Annotated in this window: 17 protein-coding genes and 3 pseudogenes; 8 read left to right on the forward strand and 12 right to left on the reverse strand. The window is 69.5% G+C overall.

From position 1 onward, the window contains the following. Positions 1-168 precede the first annotated feature (168 nt). From ACIHAR_RS09425 to ACIHAR_RS09435, 3 genes and pseudogenes are all read right to left on the reverse strand, one after another. Positions 169-429 (reverse strand): annotated as a pseudogene (locus tag ACIHAR_RS09425) (trypsin-like serine protease); the annotation flags it as partial. A 381-nt stretch (positions 430-810) separates the two neighbouring features. Then, positions 811-3,627: a LuxR family transcriptional regulator gene (locus tag ACIHAR_RS09430; protein ID WP_365469407.1), complete on the reverse strand. Its 2,817-nt coding sequence runs from the start codon at positions 3,625-3,627 to the stop codon at positions 811-813. 198 nt (positions 3,628-3,825) lie between these two features. Continuing rightward, entirely contained in the window at positions 3,826-4,722 is an 897-nt protein-coding gene (locus ACIHAR_RS09435; RefSeq protein WP_365469410.1) for a helix-turn-helix transcriptional regulator, read from the reverse strand. 179 nt (positions 4,723-4,901) lie between these two features. Here ACIHAR_RS09435 and ACIHAR_RS09440 point away from each other — a divergent pair, with 179 nt between their 5' ends. Next, entirely contained in the window at positions 4,902-6,572 is a 1,671-nt protein-coding gene (locus ACIHAR_RS09440; protein WP_400018261.1) for an AMP-binding protein, read from the forward strand. Then, positions 6,569-7,168: pseudogene (locus tag ACIHAR_RS09445) on the forward strand (AMP-binding protein); the annotation flags it as partial. The gene ACIHAR_RS09440 and the pseudogene ACIHAR_RS09445, both read left to right, overlap by 4 nt. 407 nt (positions 7,169-7,575) lie before the next feature. Here the strand turns inward: ACIHAR_RS09445 and ACIHAR_RS09450 are convergent. The 6 genes from ACIHAR_RS09450 to ACIHAR_RS09475 all read right to left on the reverse strand — a co-directional run bounded on the left by ACIHAR_RS09450 (position 7,576) and on the right by ACIHAR_RS09475 (position 11,052). Continuing rightward, positions 7,576-8,244 (reverse strand): hypothetical protein, encoded by a 669-nt coding sequence (locus ACIHAR_RS09450; RefSeq protein ID WP_400018263.1) that lies wholly within the window; start codon positions 8,242-8,244, stop codon positions 7,576-7,578. A gap of 80 nt (positions 8,245-8,324) precedes the next feature. Then, the gene (locus ACIHAR_RS09455) at positions 8,325-8,921 is read right to left on the reverse strand and encodes a hypothetical protein (RefSeq protein WP_400018265.1); all 597 of its coding nucleotides are present in this window, start codon (positions 8,919-8,921) and stop codon (positions 8,325-8,327) included. Between the two features lie 155 nt (positions 8,922-9,076). Continuing rightward, positions 9,077-9,517, reverse strand: coding sequence for a hypothetical protein (locus ACIHAR_RS09460; RefSeq protein WP_400018267.1), 441 nt, complete (start codon positions 9,515-9,517; stop codon positions 9,077-9,079). Continuing rightward, positions 9,514-9,978 (reverse strand): hypothetical protein, encoded by a 465-nt coding sequence (locus ACIHAR_RS09465; RefSeq protein ID WP_400018269.1) that lies wholly within the window; start codon positions 9,976-9,978, stop codon positions 9,514-9,516. Before ACIHAR_RS09465 ends, ACIHAR_RS09460 begins: the two co-directional genes overlap by 4 nt. A gap of 414 nt (positions 9,979-10,392) precedes the next feature. After that, the gene (locus ACIHAR_RS09470; RefSeq protein ID WP_400018271.1) at positions 10,393-10,824 is read right to left on the reverse strand and encodes a hypothetical protein; all 432 of its coding nucleotides are present in this window, start codon (positions 10,822-10,824) and stop codon (positions 10,393-10,395) included. 3 nt (positions 10,825-10,827) lie between these two features. Next, entirely contained in the window at positions 10,828-11,052 is a 225-nt protein-coding gene (locus ACIHAR_RS09475; protein WP_400018273.1) for a hypothetical protein, read from the reverse strand. A gap of 292 nt (positions 11,053-11,344) precedes the next feature. Here ACIHAR_RS09475 and ACIHAR_RS09480 point away from each other — a divergent pair, with 292 nt between their 5' ends. Then, positions 11,345-11,554, forward strand: a complete 210-nt coding sequence (locus ACIHAR_RS09480; protein ID WP_400018275.1) for a hypothetical protein — start codon at positions 11,345-11,347, stop codon at positions 11,552-11,554. On the opposite strand, the gene ACIHAR_RS09485 is transcribed toward ACIHAR_RS09480, so the two are convergent. Then, the gene (locus tag ACIHAR_RS09485) at positions 11,511-11,948 is read right to left on the reverse strand and encodes a hypothetical protein (protein WP_400018277.1); all 438 of its coding nucleotides are present in this window, start codon (positions 11,946-11,948) and stop codon (positions 11,511-11,513) included. The two genes, ACIHAR_RS09480 and ACIHAR_RS09485, sit on opposite strands and share 44 nt — an antisense overlap. Positions 11,949-12,020: 72 nt before the next feature. Beyond that, positions 12,021-12,206 carry a helix-turn-helix transcriptional regulator gene (locus ACIHAR_RS09490; protein ID WP_400018279.1) on the reverse strand — a complete coding sequence of 62 codons (186 nt, stop codon included), beginning with the start codon at positions 12,204-12,206 and terminating at the stop codon, positions 12,021-12,023. Positions 12,207-12,812: 606 nt separating this feature from the next. Here ACIHAR_RS09490 and ACIHAR_RS09495 point away from each other — a divergent pair. The 4 genes from ACIHAR_RS09495 (at position 12,813) to ACIHAR_RS09510 (ending at position 14,668) form a co-directional block, all read left to right on the forward strand. Then, on the forward strand, positions 12,813-13,007 hold the full coding sequence (locus ACIHAR_RS09495) for a hypothetical protein (protein WP_400018281.1): 195 nt from the start codon (positions 12,813-12,815) through the stop codon (positions 13,005-13,007). Positions 13,008-13,132: 125 nt separating this feature from the next. Next, positions 13,133-13,339 (forward strand): hypothetical protein, encoded by a 207-nt coding sequence (locus ACIHAR_RS09500; protein ID WP_400018283.1) that lies wholly within the window; start codon positions 13,133-13,135, stop codon positions 13,337-13,339. Next, positions 13,323-13,838: a DUF6879 family protein gene (locus tag ACIHAR_RS09505; RefSeq protein WP_400018285.1), complete on the forward strand. Its 516-nt coding sequence runs from the start codon at positions 13,323-13,325 to the stop codon at positions 13,836-13,838. Before ACIHAR_RS09500 ends, ACIHAR_RS09505 begins: the two co-directional genes overlap by 17 nt. Next, complete coding sequence (locus tag ACIHAR_RS09510) at positions 13,835-14,668, forward strand: helix-turn-helix domain-containing protein (protein WP_400018287.1); 834 nt, start codon at positions 13,835-13,837, stop codon at positions 14,666-14,668. Before ACIHAR_RS09505 ends, ACIHAR_RS09510 begins: the two co-directional genes overlap by 4 nt. Before the next feature lie 1,068 nt (positions 14,669-15,736). Here the strand turns inward: ACIHAR_RS09510 and ACIHAR_RS09515 are convergent. Further along, on the reverse strand, positions 15,737-17,158 hold the full coding sequence (locus ACIHAR_RS09515; protein WP_400018289.1) for a recombinase family protein: 1,422 nt from the start codon (positions 17,156-17,158) through the stop codon (positions 15,737-15,739). Positions 17,159-17,191: 33 nt separating this feature from the next. Between ACIHAR_RS09515 and ACIHAR_RS09520 the strand changes: the two are divergent. Beyond that, positions 17,192-18,091 (forward strand): annotated as a pseudogene (locus tag ACIHAR_RS09520) (AMP-binding protein); the annotation flags it as partial. Positions 18,092-18,250: the final 159 nt, after the last annotated feature.

The raw sequence follows: 18,250 nt of genomic DNA on the forward strand, positions 1-18,250 counted from the left end.
GTGTCTGGGGGGGCCGCCGGTCCGCGCCCGCCCCGCGACAGCCCCCCCGCCCCCCCCCGGGGGGGGGGGGGCCCCCCCCCGGCGGGGGGGGGGGGGCGCGCCCCGCGCGCCGCCCCCCCCCACGCCCCCTGGCACTTCACCTGAGGGGTTCTCAGGGAGACTTTTCCGCTACGAGTCGACCCGCGCGGTCACCACGCTGGAGAAGGTGGTCAGCCGGGTGTACACACCCGGGTGACCGGCCTCCGCACAGCCCTCGCCCCAGGAAGTGATCCCTGCCAGGACGCCCCCGATGAGCAGGGGACCGCCGCTGTCGCCCTGGCAGGTGTCCACGCCGCCGGATGTGTATCCGGCGCACACCATGTCGCTCGCGACGAAGTCGGAGCCGTACGAGCCGCCGCAGCTGGAGTTCGACACGATCGGCTGGGGTGCCGCGGCAGCGGTGGGGGCGCTGAGCAACGCCGACGCGGCGGCCCGGTCGCGGCGACGAGCGCCGCTCTCTTCCTGACACGGTCGAGCCCGAACATGGATCTCCTTGCTGGGGGAGCTGCCGGTGGGGGGTCGCGCGGGTGTGGGGGGCACGGGGGTCGCGGGACCGACCCCCGTGTGCCCGGGCGAGCGGCACGTCCCTTACGCTAGGGCCGGAGCCCTCGGCGCCCAATGAGGGAACCCCCTAAGGGAGTCGGGTGAGGGAAAACCCTCGGTCGCCTCCCGGCGCACGCGCTCCGCACGCATTCCGCGCACGCACCCGCGCGGTGGACCGGCCGTGGATGTACGCCACGGGCCCGCGTCAGGCGTCGACCCGCGGAACCGCTACTTCGCGTGACGCCCCGCCGCCAGGCGGACGATGTCCACCCGGGAGCGGATCCCCAGCTTGCGGTAGACCCGGGTGAGGGTCGCCTCGACCGTCTTGACGCTGATGAACAGCCGCGCGGCGATCTCCCGGTTGGTCGCGCCCTCCATGACCAGCGCGGCGACCTGTCGCTCCATCGAGGCCAGCCCCTCCAGCGCGTCCGACGCGGGCACCGGCGCGGGCGGCGACGACGGCTCCGCCGGAACCTCCGCGGCGGCCGCGTCGACCTGGCGCAGCCACGGAAGCGCCCGGCACCGCCGGAACAGCCGCGCCGCCTCGTCGTACGACGTCGGCCCCGGCCGCCGGGTGCGCAACCGGGCCAGCGCGAAGGCGGCCCGCGCCTCCTCCAGCCCGTACCCCAGCTTCGCCAGCCGGGCCTGAACGGACGTCAGACGGACCAGCGCGCCCTCCAGGTCACCCTGCGCCGCCCGCACCAGCGCCTCCGCCCGGTCCAGCACCGCCAGCACGCTCTCCCGGCCGAGCCGCAGCGCGTGCTCGCGGGTGACGTCGATGACGTCCTGCGCCTCGCCCGGCTCCCCGACGCGCACCAGCGCCTCGGCGAGATCGCCCTGCCAGCGGCCGCGCGCCGGGTCGGTGATGCCCAGGCCCTGCTCCAGTTCCCGCACCTGGCGCAGCGATCCCACCGCGCCCGCCGCGTCCCCGGCCACCAACTGGGCGTAGCCGAGCGCGGCCAGGGCCCGGGAGAGGTACATCTGGTCGCCGTCCTCCTCGGCGCGGTCCACGGCCTCCCGGGCCAGCGCCAGCGCCCGGTCGACGTCACCACCGGAGGCCTCGGCGAGGGAGGCGAGCATGGCGGAGGCGCCCAGGCCGATGCCGGAGTCACGCGCCAGCCGCAGGCTCTCCCGGGCCAGGTCGAGGGCGCGTCCGCAGTGCCCGGAGCGCAGTTCGATGTCGGCGAGGAACCGCTGGAAGTGCACCTCGCTCTCGACCATGCCGCGCCGGCGCACCTCGCGCAGCAGCGCGGTGATGGTCGAGCGGGCCTCCGGCAACTGGTCGCTCATCAGCAGCCAGCGGAAGCGGGCCATGCCGGCGCCGTTGTGGTGGCAGGCCACATACGGGTCCTGAGGCTCCTTCAGCGCCCGCTTGATGGTGGCGGGGGCGTCCGGATGACCCATGAGGATCTCCGTCGAGGCCTGGAAGGAGAGCGCCATCAGCTCGGTGCGCCGGTCCTCGCCGCGCGCGGCCAGCTCCGCCGCGTGCGCGGCCTGCTGACGGGCCTCGGCGAAGTCGCCCTCGACGACCAGGCCGCGCCAGGCCAGCTGGTAGTGGACCTGGGAGAGCAGCCCGGGGTCGTCCCCGGCGTCGGCGAGCACCTGCGGGTAGACGGCGTCGACGTCACCCAGCGCCTGCCCGGCCGCCTCGATCACCACCATCCAGGCCCGCACCCGCTCGGCGGGCGCCGTGGCACGGGTCAGCACCTCGCGGGCGATGTCCCGGGCGAGGTCCACCTCGCCGGCGGTGATCGCGTCCTCCGCGGCCTGAAGGCGCCGTTCGTCCGGGCCCGGACCGTCGTCCGCCGGGGTGTGGCGGGCCGCGAGCAGCCCGAGCGAGGCGGCCACCGAAGGCGCCCCGCGGTCGCGGGCCAGCGCGGCGGCCTCGGCGAGCCGCGCGGCCACGTCCGGGTCCGTCCCGGTGGTGGACAGCGCCAGGTGGCGGGCCCGCTCGATCGGATCGGAGGCGGCCGTGGACAGCGCGGCGTGCGCGGCCCGCCGCTCCTGCGCGGGCGCCTCCGCGTACAGCGCGGCGGAGATCAGCGGATGCGCGAACCGTACGGCCGGGCCCTCCGGCTCCGTCGCCAGCAGTCCGAGCGCCGCCGCCTGGGCCGTCTCGGCCTCGGCGTTCTCCCGGCCGGCCGCGTGCAGCAGCGCCAGCGTGGGGCGGGCGCCCGCGCTGACGACGAGGAGGGTGCGGCGCGCCTCGTCGGAGAGCATGTCGAGGCGGCTGAGGACGAGGTCGCGCAGCGAGGTCGGCACCGGGAGGGGCTCGCCGGGACGCGGCGGGGTCGGGTTCTCGCCGAGGGCACGGCCCAGTTCCAGGGCGAACAGGGGGTTGCCGCCACTGGTGCGGTGGATCTCGCGGACCGTGGAGCGGGGCAGGTCGGTGTAGCCGCGGTGGTCGAGCAGGGCGGAGACCTGGGCGCGGGAGAGCGGGTTGAGGCGGACGGCGAGGGTGTCGGGCGGAGACGCGCGTAGATGGCGGTCGTACTCCTGCCCCTCCGTGCGGACCGCGCACAGCAGTTGGACGGGGGTGTCGCCCAGGCGGCGGGCGGCGAAGCCGAGGAGTTCGGCGCTGGCGGAGTCCAGCCACTGGAGGTCGTCGGCGACGAGCAGGACGGGACCCGTGGCGGCGAGGGCGCGCAACGCCGAGAGCACGGCCAGCCGCAGCGCCAGGCCGTCGCGCTGCAGAGTCGATTCGCCGCGTCCGGTGAGCGCCGACTCCAGGGCCGTGCGCTGAGCCGACGGCAGCTTGTCCGATATCTCGTCGAGGACCAGACCGAAGAGGTCCGCGAGGGCCAGGAAGGGGAGATGGGATTCGGACTCGGTCGCCGAGCAGCGCAACACGGTGCGGGCCGCCTCGCCGTAATCCGCGGCCAATGCCCGCAGCACGGTCGACTTTCCTATTCCGGCGGGTCCGTGGAGCAGCACACTGCCACCGCGGGCCAGCTGGTCACGGGCGCCCGCGAACAGTTCCTCCCGGCCGATGACCAGGTCGGGGCGGCACCTGGCAGGCTCCTTGAAGTCCCGTCGCACGGTCACCGCTCCCCTCCGTGTGTCGTGTCCGGGCCAAATTCTAGGCAACGTGTCATTGAAATCCGGAGGGACGGCGTGGTGAGGGAGATAACAGCTTGGGCATGGAGAAATTCATCAGGGTGCCCGGTGAATGGGCGGTCGACGTCCGCCACGACGGTCACTCCTCCCCGGCCTCGCGCCCACGGCCGCTCCCGCGGTCCGTCCCTACGGCAGCAACCCAGCCCTCCGAGCCGCCACCACCGCCTCCCCCCGCGTGTGGGCCCCCAGCTTCCGCATCGCCGAGCGGAGGTAGCCCTTGACCGTCTCCGGGCGCAGCCCCAGCCGCCCCGCGGCCGCCGCGTTGGTCGCCCCCGCCGCCACGCAGGCCAGGACGTCCAGCTCGCGCGGCGCCAGCGTGACCTCCGCGGTCGCCGGACGCGCCGTCAACAGCCCGCACGCGGCGAGGAGCTCGGCGCGCAGGTCCGGGTCGCTGATGCGCGGAGCCAGCGCGCGCAGGGCCGCGTGGGCCTCCCGGACCTGCTCCCGGCCGACCGCGGGACCGGTCGAGCCCTCCGGGCGCGCCGCCGACAGCAGGTCCCGCGCCTCGTCCCCGACCACCAGCGACTGCTCCACGTCCCGCGCCACGTCGACGGCCGCGGTCAGCGTGCGGTCGCCGAGCGGCTGGGCCGTGCGCAGGGCGCCGTACAGCACCCCGCGCACCCGGCGGCGTACGACGACCGGGATCGCGAGGACCGAGCGCAGACCCTCCTCGGCCACCGCCGCGTCGTACTCGTGGCTGATCTGCCGGGAGAGCGAGTAGTCGGTGACCGCGCAGGGACGGGCCAGGGCGACCGCCTTGCCGCCGAGACCGTTGCCCGACGTCACGGCGAGGCCGCGCAGCGCCGGGGTGGCCGCACCGCTCAGCTCGCTGATGCGCATCCGCCGCCGCCCCGGCTCCACCAGCCCGCCGAAGGCGACCGGCAGCCCGGTCACCCGACGCAGCCGTGCCAGCGCGCCACGGATCTCCACCGCCCCGGCCGCGTCCGCTGCTGTCACCTGCCCGCCCTTCCCCGCGGCCCGTCCGCCGCGGTGCCCCCCGTTCGGGGGTAGTGAGACCCGCATCACGGATTACACGATGGCAGAGAGCCGCCCGGCAATGGCCCGGGACCGAACGGGAGCGAGCCGGAGGGGCGCGCCGCAGGCGAGGGCGCGAGCGCACGGAGGCCCGGAGGGCCGAGCACGGTCGCACTCCCGCCTCCGGCACGCCCGGAGGTGAACGACCAGGTGGAAGAGGTGGAGACATGAGCACGGCGACGGAGCAGTTCCGCAGGGCACGGGACTTCCTGCTGGAACACCGCGAGGACTACGCCACGGCCTACGAGGGCTTCGACTGGCCCCGGCCCGAGCACTTCAACTGGGCCCTCGACTGGTTCGACGTCATCGCGGACGGCAACGACCGCATCGCCCTGCACATCGTCGAGGAGGACGGCTCCGAGGTCCGGCTCTCCTTCGCCGAACTGTCCGAGCGCTCCGACCGGGTCGCCAACCTGCTGCGCGAACGCGGCGTCGAGGCCGAGGACCGCATCCTCGTCATGCTCGGCAACCAGGCCGAACTGTGGGAGACCGCGCTCGCCGCGATGAAGCTGCGCGCCGTCGTCATCCCCGCCACCCCGCTGCTCGGCGCCGCCGACCTGCGCGACCGCGTCGAGCGCGGCCGCGTGCGGCACGTCGTCGTCCGCGCCGAGGACGCCGGCAAGTTCGACGAGGTGCCCGGCGACTACACGCGCACCGCCGTCGGCGGCGTACCGGAGGGCTGGCAGCCGTACGAGGACGCGTACGCCGCCTCCGCGGAGTTCCTGCCCGACGGCCCGACCCTCGCCGACGACCCGCTGATGCTGTACTTCACCTCCGGCACGACGGCCCGCCCCAAACTCGTCGAACACACGCACGTGTCGTACCCGATCGGGCACCTGGCCACCATGTACTGGGTCGGTCTCAAGCCCGGTGACGTGCACCTCAACATCTCCTCGCCCGGCTGGGCCAAGCACGCCTGGTCCAACCTCTTCGCCCCCTGGAACGCGGAGGCGACCGTCTTCCTGCACAACTACACGCGCTTCGACCCCGCCCGCCTGATGGCGGAGATGGACCGGGCGGGCGTGACGACCTTCTGCGCGCCGCCCACGGTCTGGCGCATGCTCATCCAGGCCGACCTCACCCAGCTGCGCACCCCGCCGCGCGAGGCCGTGGCCGCCGGGGAGCCCCTGAACCCCGAGGTGATCGAACGCGTGCGGCGGGCCTGGGGCGTGACCATCCGGGACGGCTTCGGCCAGACGGAGACGGCCGTCCAGATCGCCAACAGCCCCGGACAGCCCCTGAAGACCGGCTCCATGGGCCGCCCCAGCCCCGGCTACCGCGTGGAACTGCTGGACCCGGTGACCGGCGCCCCCGGCGCGCGGGAGGGCGAGATCGCGCTGGACCTGTCGCCGCGGCCGGTCGGCCTGATGACCGGCTATCACGGCGACGCCGACCGTACGGCGGAGGCGATGGCGGGCGGGTACTACCGCACGGGTGACATCGGCGAACGCGACGACGACGGCTACATCACCTACGTCGGCCGCAGCGACGACGTCTTCAAGGCCTCCGACTACAAGATCAGCCCGTTCGAGCTGGAGAGCGCGCTGCTGGAGCACGAGGCGGTCGCCGAGGCGGCCGTCGTCCCCGCCCCGGACGAGCTGCGGCTGGCCGTGCCCAAGGCGTACGTCGTCCTCGCCGAGGGCTGGGAGCCCGGTCCCGACACCGCGAAGGTGCTGTTCGAGCACTCCCGTGAGGTCCTCGCTCCCTACAAGCGCGTCCGCCGCCTGGAGTTCGCGCCGCTGCCCAAGACCGTCTCCGGCAAGATCCGCCGCATCGAGCTGCGCGAGGCCACGGCCGCGGGCTCCGTCGACGAGTACCGCGAGGAGGACTTCCGGTGAGCTCCTACACGCACGGCACCGGTACCACCCCGCTGCTCGGCGACACCATCGGCACCGACCTGGACCGCACGGCGGCGCGGTGGCCGGACCGCGAGGCGCTCGTCGACGTGCCCTCCGGGCGGCGCTGGACCTACGCCCGGTTCGTCGCGGACGTGGACCGGCTGGCCTGCGCGCTGCTCGCCAGCGGGGTCGCCAAGGGCGACCGGGTGGGCGTCTGGGCGGTCAACTGTCCCGAGTGGGTGCTGGTCCAGTACGCCACCGCCCGCATCGGCGCGATCATGGTGAACATCAACCCGGCGTACCGCACGCACGAGGTGGAGTACGTCCTGAACCAGGCCGGGGTGTCGCTGCTGTTCGCCTCCCTCGGCCACAAGACGAGCGACTACCGGGCGATGGTGGAACAGGTGCGGGGCAGGTGTCCGCAGTTGCGGGAGACCGTCTACATCGGGGATCCGAGCTGGGAGACGCTGGCCGGCCGCGGCACACCCGAGCTGCGGGAGGAACTGCGGGCCCGGGCGAGCGAGTTGTCCTGCGACGACCCCATCAACATCCAGTACACGTCGGGCACGACGGGCTTCCCCAAGGGAGCGACCCTTCCACCACTCGCGGACATCGACGGGGTCGAAGAAGCGATGCCCGTCTGGATTAGATGCGGGTGACAGACGTCAGTGAGTTCGATCACCGCCGTGGCCAAGAGTGCCCGGTGCGGCTGGCTCAGCTTGTGCCCTCACCTTCCCCCTTGGGAATGTTGGTCGAGCTGACAACAGGTTGAGCGTCCTGGTCGCTTGCCGCTGACGGTGGATGCCGGCCCGAGCCGTGGCTGGGTGTCGGTCGTTGCCGTGTTGCTGAGCTGCCGGGAGCCGCTTTGCCGGCTGTTGCGTGAGTGGCGCGTGCTGCCCTGGGCCGCCTTGGTGCCTGACTGCCCGCTCGGGGCGGGGGTATGACCCCCTGAGCCGTGGTTTCCGGACCGCTACGTCTTACCGGCCACGATCGCGCCACGGTTTCAGGGTCGATCTGAGCGCACCCTGATGCGGATTGGCCCGAGGTAGATCGACGTTCGGCTGAGTGCCTCGGCGAGCGCTCGCGACCGTTCCCCTGGCGCCTCGGAGACTGGAGTGACATCGACCAGCGGAAACCTGACCAAGTCCACTGGCTTTTCATCGCCGTCGACGAGTACAGACAGTACGACTTCCTGCCCCTTGCTCAGCAGCGAGGGGAGGACGTCAACCCAACATTCTCCCGATGTGTCATTGCCCACGATGCGCCAGCCGGCGGTGTCGAATGTGGGGCGAATGCTTCCGGCGGGGGATGTCGTCACATCCAGGATGGTGCAGACGGGAGCTCCAAAATCGAACCGGAGTGGTTGAGCGTCATGGAACATGGCGGCGGTGATGTCACGCCGACCTGAGTTGGCAATGACGAGTTCGACGATGCGCGGAGATGCCAGCGGTGCGCCGAAGAAGGTGACCGCGAGCTCTGACCCCTCAGAGGTACCTGGCATGTTCATGAGTGGGGTATTGGACCGCACCCACCAGGTAAGTTGCCGCTTCGGGTTGCTGGCCCTGAGTGTTGCCCATGCCGCGAGAACGCCCACCGCGATGCCGACAGCGATCGTGATGACGAACTGCCACCACGAGCCGGATTCCCACCAATCCCCCGCCAGAGTGTTCATGGCCGGAAGCTACATCATCGCCGTTGCCTCCCAGTCACTTCAGGTCGATCTCAGCCTGGCTGGGGGTGTGAACGAGCAGGTCAGACCGAGTCGTCTTCGGTCGGGAGGAGGTCGGGCTCGTAGCGCTTCATCGCTTCGCGGCGCTCTTTCTCGAACTGAGCTTGGATCATCTCAGGAGTGATCCCCCGCTGCCTCGCGAGAGGGTCAAACACCCTCTCGGTCAGCCGCTCGTCCGTCTGGGTGAACAGTCGGCAGTCCGCCTTGAGGTCCGCGCACAACTTGGCCCTACTCGATTCGTCGACCATCTCTTGGATGCGCTCGCGCCAGAAGTGGTGAACCAGGAAGTTGCGCCGCTTCAGGCTGCTGGTCAGGTCGTCCACTACTTCCGGGTAGGCGCTCACGTACGGCTCGGCACGCTTGATGAGCTTGCCCATCATGTCCTTGAACCCCTGGGCCCACGGGTCGCGGATGAGCCGTTCCCCCTGCTCCTCCGCCGTGATGATCCTGGCCATGGCGAGGGTGTTGACGAGGGTGTGTTCGAGGACGTTGGCCTTGAAGATGGCCAACCCAAAGAGGGCGTACACAGTCTTGTGGTCTGTGTCGCTGTCGTACTCGTCGTCAGGCTCCGGCTCCTCGCGCCAGGTCGGCTCATGCCTGACCACATACAGTCCGTCCATGCCTCAAGTGTGACGCCAGAGGTCGCCCAACTCGTACTGGGCCTCTACGACTTGGCCTCAAGCCCTCCTGAGCCGGCCGACCTGCGGTGGGCGTGTCCTGAGCACTACGCAGGACACGCCCCGTGCCAGTGCGTCTGAGGCTTCGGGCTGAGTCCCTACGCCGCACGGCCTCGGTTGTCGAGAGCGAAACCTGAGTCAGGGAGGCTCTGCGTGTCCGTCTCGACGCTCAGCCGAAGAGAGAGTGCCAGACCCTCACGGATGGCGTGAGAGCCAGTGAGGGCGCTGCCAGTGACCCAACCGAAGCCCTTCACTTCGTGGTCAGTGACGGCGTCCAGGACGGGCGCCACGGCGTCGAGAGCTTCCATCGTGTCGGCGTGCGGGTGGACGTGCCCCTTCGTGGCGTGCAGCTCGACGTCGAGCCAACGGGCGGAGCCTCGGCCCTGGTATGCGTCGGCGGAGATGAGTCGGACGTCCACGCCAGGGGGCGTGGCGGAGTCGAGCAGGGCCGCCAGGTGCTCGCCAGTACGGCGGGCGGCGTGGTGCACGTGGGAGACGGTGAACAGGGGCGTCACTTCCTTCCAGTAGGGGGTGGTCATGCGGCCAGGGCCTCGGCGATGACGAGGGCGATGGAGATGCCAGTACGGCGCTGCGCCTGCCAGGTGTCGAAGCTGCGGTGACAGGGCTTGGCGAGCGGGGCGTAGTGGTCGGGGTCGGGGGAGTACAGGCGGCCGGACTCGTCGACCTTCACTGCCGGGTCAGTCCCGAGATACGCCCAGTCGGTGGCCTGTCTGCCGCAGCCGCAAGCGCACTTCCACTCGGCGGCCTTGCCGTGCTCTCGGGTCACACGGTTGTGCGCGCCGATGTACGAGACGTCCTCGCCCTTCCAGTTGCGCGAGGCGTGGGAGCGCAGCGGCTTGTCAGCCTGCGGGTCGCCGTGCACGCGGACGCGCTGAGCGTGCGCCAGGCAGAGGCCGCGCGTGCGGTGCGGACGGCCGCATGTCTCGATGCCGCAGAGCTTGCGTCCATCGGCGGCGATGATCGGGGAGTAGGTAGTCACTGTGTAAGTCCTCCTTGTGATGGGGCGCCCTGTCGGGCGCCGCTTGAGCAGAGCTGCAACGGCAAGGTGAAGTCGCTTGCCGTGAGGGTCTTCGGGAAGTGGGGCGCTACCGCGCCACCAGTGAGCAAGCGGCCTTGCGCCAAGGGCGCCCGGTAGGGCGCCACAGAGCAGATCTGTAAGACGTCTTCGGAAGGGGCCGGGCGGGAGCCCGGCGCAGCGCAGAGCTACTTACTGCTTGCCCTCGCCGTTGCCCGCAACGGACTGTGTCTGTCCGCGCGGAGACTCCGCCAGGAGTCGAGCACGACAGTGCTCTTACTCTGGCCAAAGTTCTCAGCAGGCGGGGGCGCTTACTCTGGCCAAAACTTCGTGATGGATCGGCGATGCGCCGGGCTTCCTTACTCTGGCCAAAACTTCTCAGGCGGCATCGTCGAGCCAGTCGTCAGCGTCGACCCAGCCCAGCCACTCCGTGGCCCGGTCTCCGGGCTCCAGACTGAACGTCGTCTTCGCTCCGCGCTTGGCGCCGATCGTCTCGACCGTCAGCCACCCGGCCTCGACGAGCACCTGTACGCCTCGCTCGGTGTACGCGCGCTCTCTGCTGGCACTGTCCCGGACGCCCACGGCATCGGCCAGTGAGCGCCACGGCACCGTCACGCGGGAGTCGTCGCCGCAGAGCCGGGCAAGTTGCTTCGCTACCCGTTGGCCGCTGCGAGGTACGCACTGGATCACGTCGGCGTACCACTGCGCCGTCTGTCCGGTCGGCGGGTAGTGCTCGGCCGCCAGGGCGTATCCGCGCTTCCGCAGCTTGGCTCGGCTCTCCTCGATCTTGGGGAACAGGTCTTCGAGCACCGGTCACCCCACCGGCCGGGAGAGCTGCCAGGTGTCGTAACCGAGTCGCCGGAGCCAGCCCTCCTCTTGCAGGGAGCGAAGGCCAGACTCGAACTCGGCTGCGGGGATGGAGCACTTCCGGGCCAGCTTCCGCGGAGGCAGGCGGAACGGCTCGCTTGCAGGGATCGTGAGGTGACGGGACGCGTAGCCGACCCAGGCAGGGGCGGCGGGATTGTTGGTCTTAGGCATGGGTGTGCGACCTCCTTCGTGTGATGGGAGATCGCGCGTACCGCTACGCACTGCCGGACACTGACCGTCCGGGTGGGATGCCCTCGGCGTCCCTTGGCTTCTCTCGGAGGAGCCGACTCGACCACCTCAGAGGGTGGGAGTCACGGTGTCCGCCCTCGGTGGGCAGAAGGGATTTTCTAGGTGATCGAGTGGCTTGTCGTCAACTTCGCGCATCGTGCTGTTCGGTGTCCGGAACCGTGCGCCTCTCGGCGGCGTTCTCAGGTTCGACCCGTTGACCAGCCGAGGAGGAACCGTGGCCGAGACGATCTACCGGGTGACGTGGAAGGACGTCGACACCGGTCCCGACGTGGACCACGTCAGGGACTTCCGCGACATCGACCAGGGTTACGACTACTACCAGATGATGCAGCGGGCATGCGGGCGCCTACAAGGTGAGGTGGGATCACGTCGTCTTGTGATCACCGGTGGTGGGTTCGGTCATGCTCGGTCGACGGCCGTCTGAACCCCGACCGCATCCACCCGCAGAACGAGTGCATGTCGTCTCCCGCCTTGAAGCGTCCCTCCATCCACTTCAGCTTCGCCTGCGCTTCGTGGGCTTCGTCGGCGAGACGTTCGGACTTCTCCTTGAACTCCTCGCGTGCGCGGTCCGCCTTCTCAGCGGCGACGGCGTCGGCCTGAGCGATCACGTCGGCGTAAGTGGTGGGCTCCCGCTCACGTTTGCGGCGCCTCTTGGCTGAGCGCGTGGACCACGGCGCCCGAGTCTTCGGCCAGGACATCCGCTCAGGGGCGCCAGCCATGATGTCCGCCAGCGCCGTGACGTCGATCAGACAGCCGCCGTCCGGGCCGGTCGCGAACAGAGGCTTCCAGAACTCCCGGTTTGGCTCCGAAGTCCGCACGAATCCAGCTCTGATGGCATCCGATGAGGTAGTGGGCGGTGTCCTTGACCGTCCAGTAGTCGTGCTCGTCGGTCACCGGGTGGCCCGCTTTCGGGCGAAGTCCTCGACGACTTCCTGTCGGTAGACGACGTTCGCGCCGAGCTTCACGTAGTCGGGGCCGCGCCCCTCCGAGCGCCAGAGGCGGAGGAGCGCGGAAGACACACCGATGATGGCTGCGGCCTCCCGTGTGCCGATGTACGTCCCTGCTTCAAGGTCCACTCGCGGACCTCCTTCCTTGCTGCGGTGTTGTGAGTGAGTGTCGAAATGAGAGAGGCCCCAACCCGCCTACAGGAGTAGGTAGCTCAGGGCCGGTCCGCCCCCACGCGCGAGGAGCGGAAGTCTGGGTGCGTCACCTTCGCCTCACCGGCCAGTGACCGAGACCGGCGAGGCGAAGGTGATGTGCGGGGAGCTCTCAGCCCAGGAGCAACCGAGGCCCAACCCGAGGAGGGACGCAGAGGAGGAGGGTGTGCCCGTGAGGTCTGGTGACTGCGCCGCCGTTGGGCGGTGACGCAAAAGAACAACGCCCGACCCGTAGGCCAGGCGGGCGAGGAGCGAACGCTCCCTACTTACTGATACGGAGGGAGCAGGGGGGAAGTGCCCGTCCCTCACACGTGACGCCGGTCACCTTCCGGGCGAACGCCCCCACCTACTGATACGGAGCGAGCGGGCCGTCAGTTCGGATGGTGGCTGTGGCGTTGACCACTCGACGAGCGTCGAGAGCGAGGCCCCTCACCTACAAGGATCGGACGAGGGGGCCGTTTGTCCGGGTCGCCACGGGGTGACGCCGGTCACCCGATTGTCAGACCCTCGGCCTACCGTCTCCGCATGAACATGGACGACCCGCAAGACGTAGGCGCCGCCTTCGGCGCGATGATCCTCGGCGGCACGGTGAGCGAGGAGCCGCCCCCGCCAGACTCTCCCCTCGGCCGAGTGCGTGCGTTCGCCGCCCGGTATGGCGAGGAGGCGCTGAAGCCCGAGCACATCAGGGCCGCACAGGAGGGGCGCCCCCTGCTCCCCTGACGGCGCCACGCCGGGCACTTCATGCAACAACGTGCATACCCACGAACGTGCATGGACGGCCAGGCGTGACGCTCGTACGGTCGTGTCCAACGGCTCAACCGAGCCGCCAGGCGAGGGGGTTTCACATGGCACGCGAAGAACTGACTCGGCTTACCGACAACGGAAACGGCGAGTGCGGCGAAGACGACTGCCCCAACGTCTACCGGACCGAGCGGGGGACGTTCATCGTGCAGGGCGACGTATCCGACGCATTCGCTCCGCCGCAGGGGGAAGGGCTTGTCGAGATTCCCGAGAGCGTTCTTCGGGAGGCCGTTCGTGCTCTTGGATGGTGACGACTGGAAGGCGACCCTTCGAGGATTCCAGTCCGAGGCGTGGCGACTGGAAACCTTGCAGCAGTACCGCGTACCGCAGGAATCCGGGGAACTCGAAGACTTCCGGGCGGGTAAGCGAATCGACCCGGATACCTACTCGTCGCCGTACACGGAAGACCTGAAAAGGCTTCGCGGCGAGGGGAAGCGGAAGGGTCGAGTGCACATCGTGACTCGGCCTCTCTCCGAGTATCTGCAATTCGAGTTCTCTCGGTACTACGCGCCCCACGTACTTGCCGGGGAAGACATCCGAATTCTCGACGTGACCGAGCGAGAGAATGCCTTGCCGGGAGTCCAAGACTTCTGGATGTTCGACCGCTCCACGGTCGTTCTCATGCATTACGAGGACGACGGCACGCAGGTGAGTCGAGAGCTCTACGAGGGCGAGCCGGCCGACTTCATCGAGTACCAGCGCATCGCCGTCGCCGAGTCGGTCCCGTTCCTGGAGTACGTGAAGGAGTGACGTTCGAAGCCGAACAGCTCGGCGAGTCCGGCCCGGAACTTGCCTCACTGCTTCGAGAACTGCGTAAGCGAGCCGGTCTCTCCGGGGATCGGCTCGCCGCGCGCTGCAACATGTCTCAGTCCAAGGTGAGCCGTATCGAGAACGGCCGGACACGGCCGTCCCTGGTCGACGTAGAGGCGATCCTCCGAGCCCTGGACGCTCCGCCCGAGCTCGTCGCCAAGGCGTCCGCGCTCGCCAGGATGGCCAACACCGAATGGCGGAATCTGCGAGAGCTTCGCCGTAAGGGGCTCGGAACCCGACAAGCGGAGCTAATAGGGCTTGAAGCGTCCTCGACGCACATGCGCTACTTCCTGCTCTCGATGGTTACCGGCCTACTCGCCACGCCGGAATACGTACGGGCGAGCCTCGCTCACTCCCCGGCAGATACGAGTAAGGCGGTTGCGGGAAAGCTGGAACGGCAAGCCATTCTCTACGACGTGTCGAAACAGTTCACATTCCTGTTGACCGAGCAGGCCATTCGGTGGCCTGTCGTGACGCCGTTGGCTCTGGCCGAACAGATGGACCGTCTGTCTTCACTGTCCTACCTTCCCAACGTACGCATCGGTGTGATTCCCGTGGGGACGGTAACTCCTCGGGCGCCGCTGAATACCTTCACCATCTACGACGCATCGTTGGTCACCATCGAAACGTCGGCGGGCAGTCTCGTACTGCGTGACGGCCGAGACGTGCAGGCTTACTTGAAGGAATTCACGGGGTACGAGGAGTGTGCATTGTTTGGGGAAGAACTTCGAGTGAGGCTCGCCGAGTGGTCGGCCGCCTGTCGTGCATGACTTCAGTCGACAACGCGCATGAACTGGGAATCGGTGCACATTCCACGGGATCATGCTTCGGCAGAGTCGAAGTCCGGGAGGCCGTACGGAATGACTACACCGAAGACGACGATCACGGGGCCGGTGCACCTGACGGCCCCGGAGCAAGAGCCGGTACCCGTGCCAGGCTGCCGGGGATGCCTCGGCTTCGCCGTGACCCGGACCAACGCCCGATCGGTCGGCGACTACTCGAAGGTGTCCGACGCGAACGTCGTACTCCGTAGGCATCTACGGGAAGAGCACGGGGCCGAGTGATGGACATGCAAACCTGGCGAGACAGCCGAGCTACGGCCGTTGAAGCGACCGAGGCACTGCGGGCGGCCCTTGCCTCTCTCGGCGCCCCAGAGCGCGTCTGGGGGGCGCTGCGCCCCGTCGTCACCCACAGGGGCGCGGCGTACGTGCATGTAGGCATGGTGCGTGCAGACGTAGCCGAGCGAATGGCCGAGGCGATGAGAGCCCGAGAGGGCACGCAGTGACCCGCTCGGTCATGCGCTTCGTGAAGCACCGGATCGCCCACCAGTCGGACACCTGCATGACGTTCGAGGCCGAGTGCATGACGTGCGACTGGAAGGCGAGGCCGTCGACAGACGGCGCGACGGTCGACGTCGAGTGCATGAGCCACACCGGCCGGACAGGGCACGCGACGTTCCGTCGGTTGTGTACGTCGCTTGCTCTCGTCGAGCGAGCCGAGTAGCCGAACGCAGCGAACCCGCCGGCCGTGATGGGCTGACGGGGTCGCGGTCACTCAGGGGCGGCGGCTGACTGAATGGAGAGTGGGCGGAAGACTCAGCCGGTGAGCATCTCCGCCTCGTACTACGCCACCCAAAGCTGTTCGGGATCGAGCGGAGGCGAAGCCGCTCGTCTAGGCCCACAACAAGCTCGCCGACATGCATCTTCTGCTCCTGCGAGAGGCAAGCGAGGCGTACTTCCTGCGCGAGGAGGTCGACCGGCTGACGAACGGCCACTACAACTGACGGACGAAAGCCCTGGCACCCTCGAATGGGGGTAGCCGGGGCTTCGCCGTATCCGCTACTCGCTCACGTCACGCCACTCAATCGTGACGTGATCATCGACAGACATGGAGGACATGTGCCGGCCCTTGGCCGGGTTCAGGGTGACGATGCAGCAAAAGTCCACCCACGCACGACGGGTCGGCAGGGGCAGGTTCGGCCACCCCTCGATCAGGCCGGCCACACCCTTCACCGGGTCGAGCGGAGGGATGCCGGCCGTGCTGACGAGCTCCGACTCGATGGCTTCCAGCTTCTTCTGGAGCGCCGCCGACCCTGCGGTCAGCTGAGACAGGCTGATCGTGCCTTCTGCGTAGGCCACAGCCAGCCCGTCAAGCCGCTCCCGCAGTTCCTGTGCCTGACTCTGGAGCTGAGCACCTGAGTGGCCATCCGGGGCGTTCTGAGACTCCAGGATCTGACCGAGGAAGTCGGGGAACATCAGCCGGGCCAGAGTCGCCTTGCTCGCGCGGTCGTCGGCAATGCTGCGAGGCGTGCGCGTGTGCGTGGCAGCGCAGCCGTACACCGGGACGCCCCGGTAGCCCCGACCGTTGACCGTGTCGGTGCAGCCGTCGTACCCGCACCGCCCGATGCCGGCGAGCAGGGTTCCCGGCACCCGGCCGGTCCGCTTGCCCCCCGAGAACCGCTCCGGGTTGTTCAGGATGGCCACGACCCCGTAGTGCACTTCCGGGTCGAGGATCGGGGGCCACTGCGCCTCGCCCATCACCTCACCGTGGTACGTGGACTGCCCGACGTAGCGCGGGGACGTCAGCACCTTCTTCACCCCGCGCAGGGTCCACCCCTTGGCGCCCGTGACCTTGCTGCGGGGCGACTGGAGCTTGGCCTCGTCCCACTTCCGCGCGACGGCAGACAGAGACTCCCCGGCGAGGATCATGTTGGCGCCCTCGACGATGGCCGCAGCCTCCTCGGCGATGATCGTCATGTGGTCGTCGCCGTAACCGAAGGGCCGGATGCCTGCGGTGTACGGGCGGCCCTGTCGGGCGGCCTGGACGTTGGCCAGCTTCTGCCGCTCGGCCTTCTGCTCGCCCTCGTACGTGGCCCAGGCCGTCACCGTGCGGGCGACAGCTCGGCCGGCCGGCGTGGACAGGTCCAGATGTCCGGCCATGACGGCGTGGACGTTGACCCCGAGGTCGATCACCCGCTCCAGGTCCCGCGTGACGCGGATGAGCCGGTCGGTGTGCCAGCAAATGATCGCCTCGGGCTTGCTCTGGAGCATGGCCTCGAAGTCGGGGCGGACGACGTTCTTCTTCGTGGCGCTCAGGTCGTTGTCGACCCAGACGTGCCGGAGTTCCATGCCGAGCTGGGCTGCCAGCTTCCGGCACTCGTCCTCCTGCCGCTGGACACCGAGCTCGTCGCCCGTGAGATCCTGGCTGATGCGGACGTAGATGTCGGCCCGGACTACCGCCCCTGACCCGCGATTTTGCATGAGTGCATGGTACCCTCAAGGTGTACCGCTCGCGGCATGGTGATGGGCAACCCGGCGGCGACCTCGCACGGCGCCTGCATGGTCGTGCCGGCGCCGTCCTTCGACCCGAGGGCCACGCTGGCGGCCGTCCAGCAGGAGCGCTGCACCTCGCTGTACGGCGTGCCGACCATGTTCATCGCGGAGCTGAACCTCCCCGACTTCGCGACGTACGATCTCTCCTCCCTGCGGACCGGCATCATGGCGGGCTCGCCGTGCCCGGCAGAGGTGATGAAGCGGGTGGTCGCCGAGATGAACATGGCGGAGGTGTCCATCTGTTACGGCATGACGGAGACGTCCCCGGTGTCGTTGCAGACGCGGCGGGACGACGACCTCGAACACCGCACCGGTACGGTCGGCCGGGTCCTGCCGCACGTCGAGGTGAAGATCGTCGACCCGGTGACGGGCGTGACGCGACCGCGCGGCAGTGCGGGTGAACTGTGCACCCGTGGTTACAGCGTGATGCTCGGCTACTGGAACGAACCCGAGAAGACCGCCGAGGCCGTCGACGCCGGCCGCTGGATGCACACCGGCGACCTCGCCGTGATGCGCGACGACGGCTACGTCGAGATCGTCGGCCGCATCAAGGACATGATCATCCGGGGCGGCGAGAACATCTACCCGCGCGAGATCGAGGAGTTCCTCTACGGCCACCCCCGCATCAGGGACGTCCAGGTCGTCGGGGTGCCCCACGAGACGTACGGCGAGGAGGTGCTCGCCTGCGTGATCCCGCAGGACCCCGCGGACCCGCCCACCCTGGAGGACCTGCGCGCCTTCTGCCAGGGGCGGCTGGCCCACTACAAGATCCCGAGCAGGCTCCAGGTGCTGGACGCCTTCCCGATGACCGTGTCGGGGAAGGTGCGGAAGGTGGAACTGCGGGAGAGGTACGCCGTCTAGGTCTGCGGCGGGGGCGGGGCGGGGCGGGAGTAGGGGCGAGGGCGGGACGGGGGCGGCCTGCCCGAGCCCTCGCGGTCGGACGTGCCGCGCGGGAAGCGGAACTCGTCGCCCTCCGGGTCCGCACGGGCGATCGTCCCTCTTCGCTCCGTCGCCACCCTG

The organism is Streptomyces sp. NPDC052016, from assembly GCF_044548445.1.
In the GTDB taxonomy this organism is placed as follows: Bacteria; Actinomycetota; Actinomycetes; order Streptomycetales; family Streptomycetaceae; genus Streptomyces.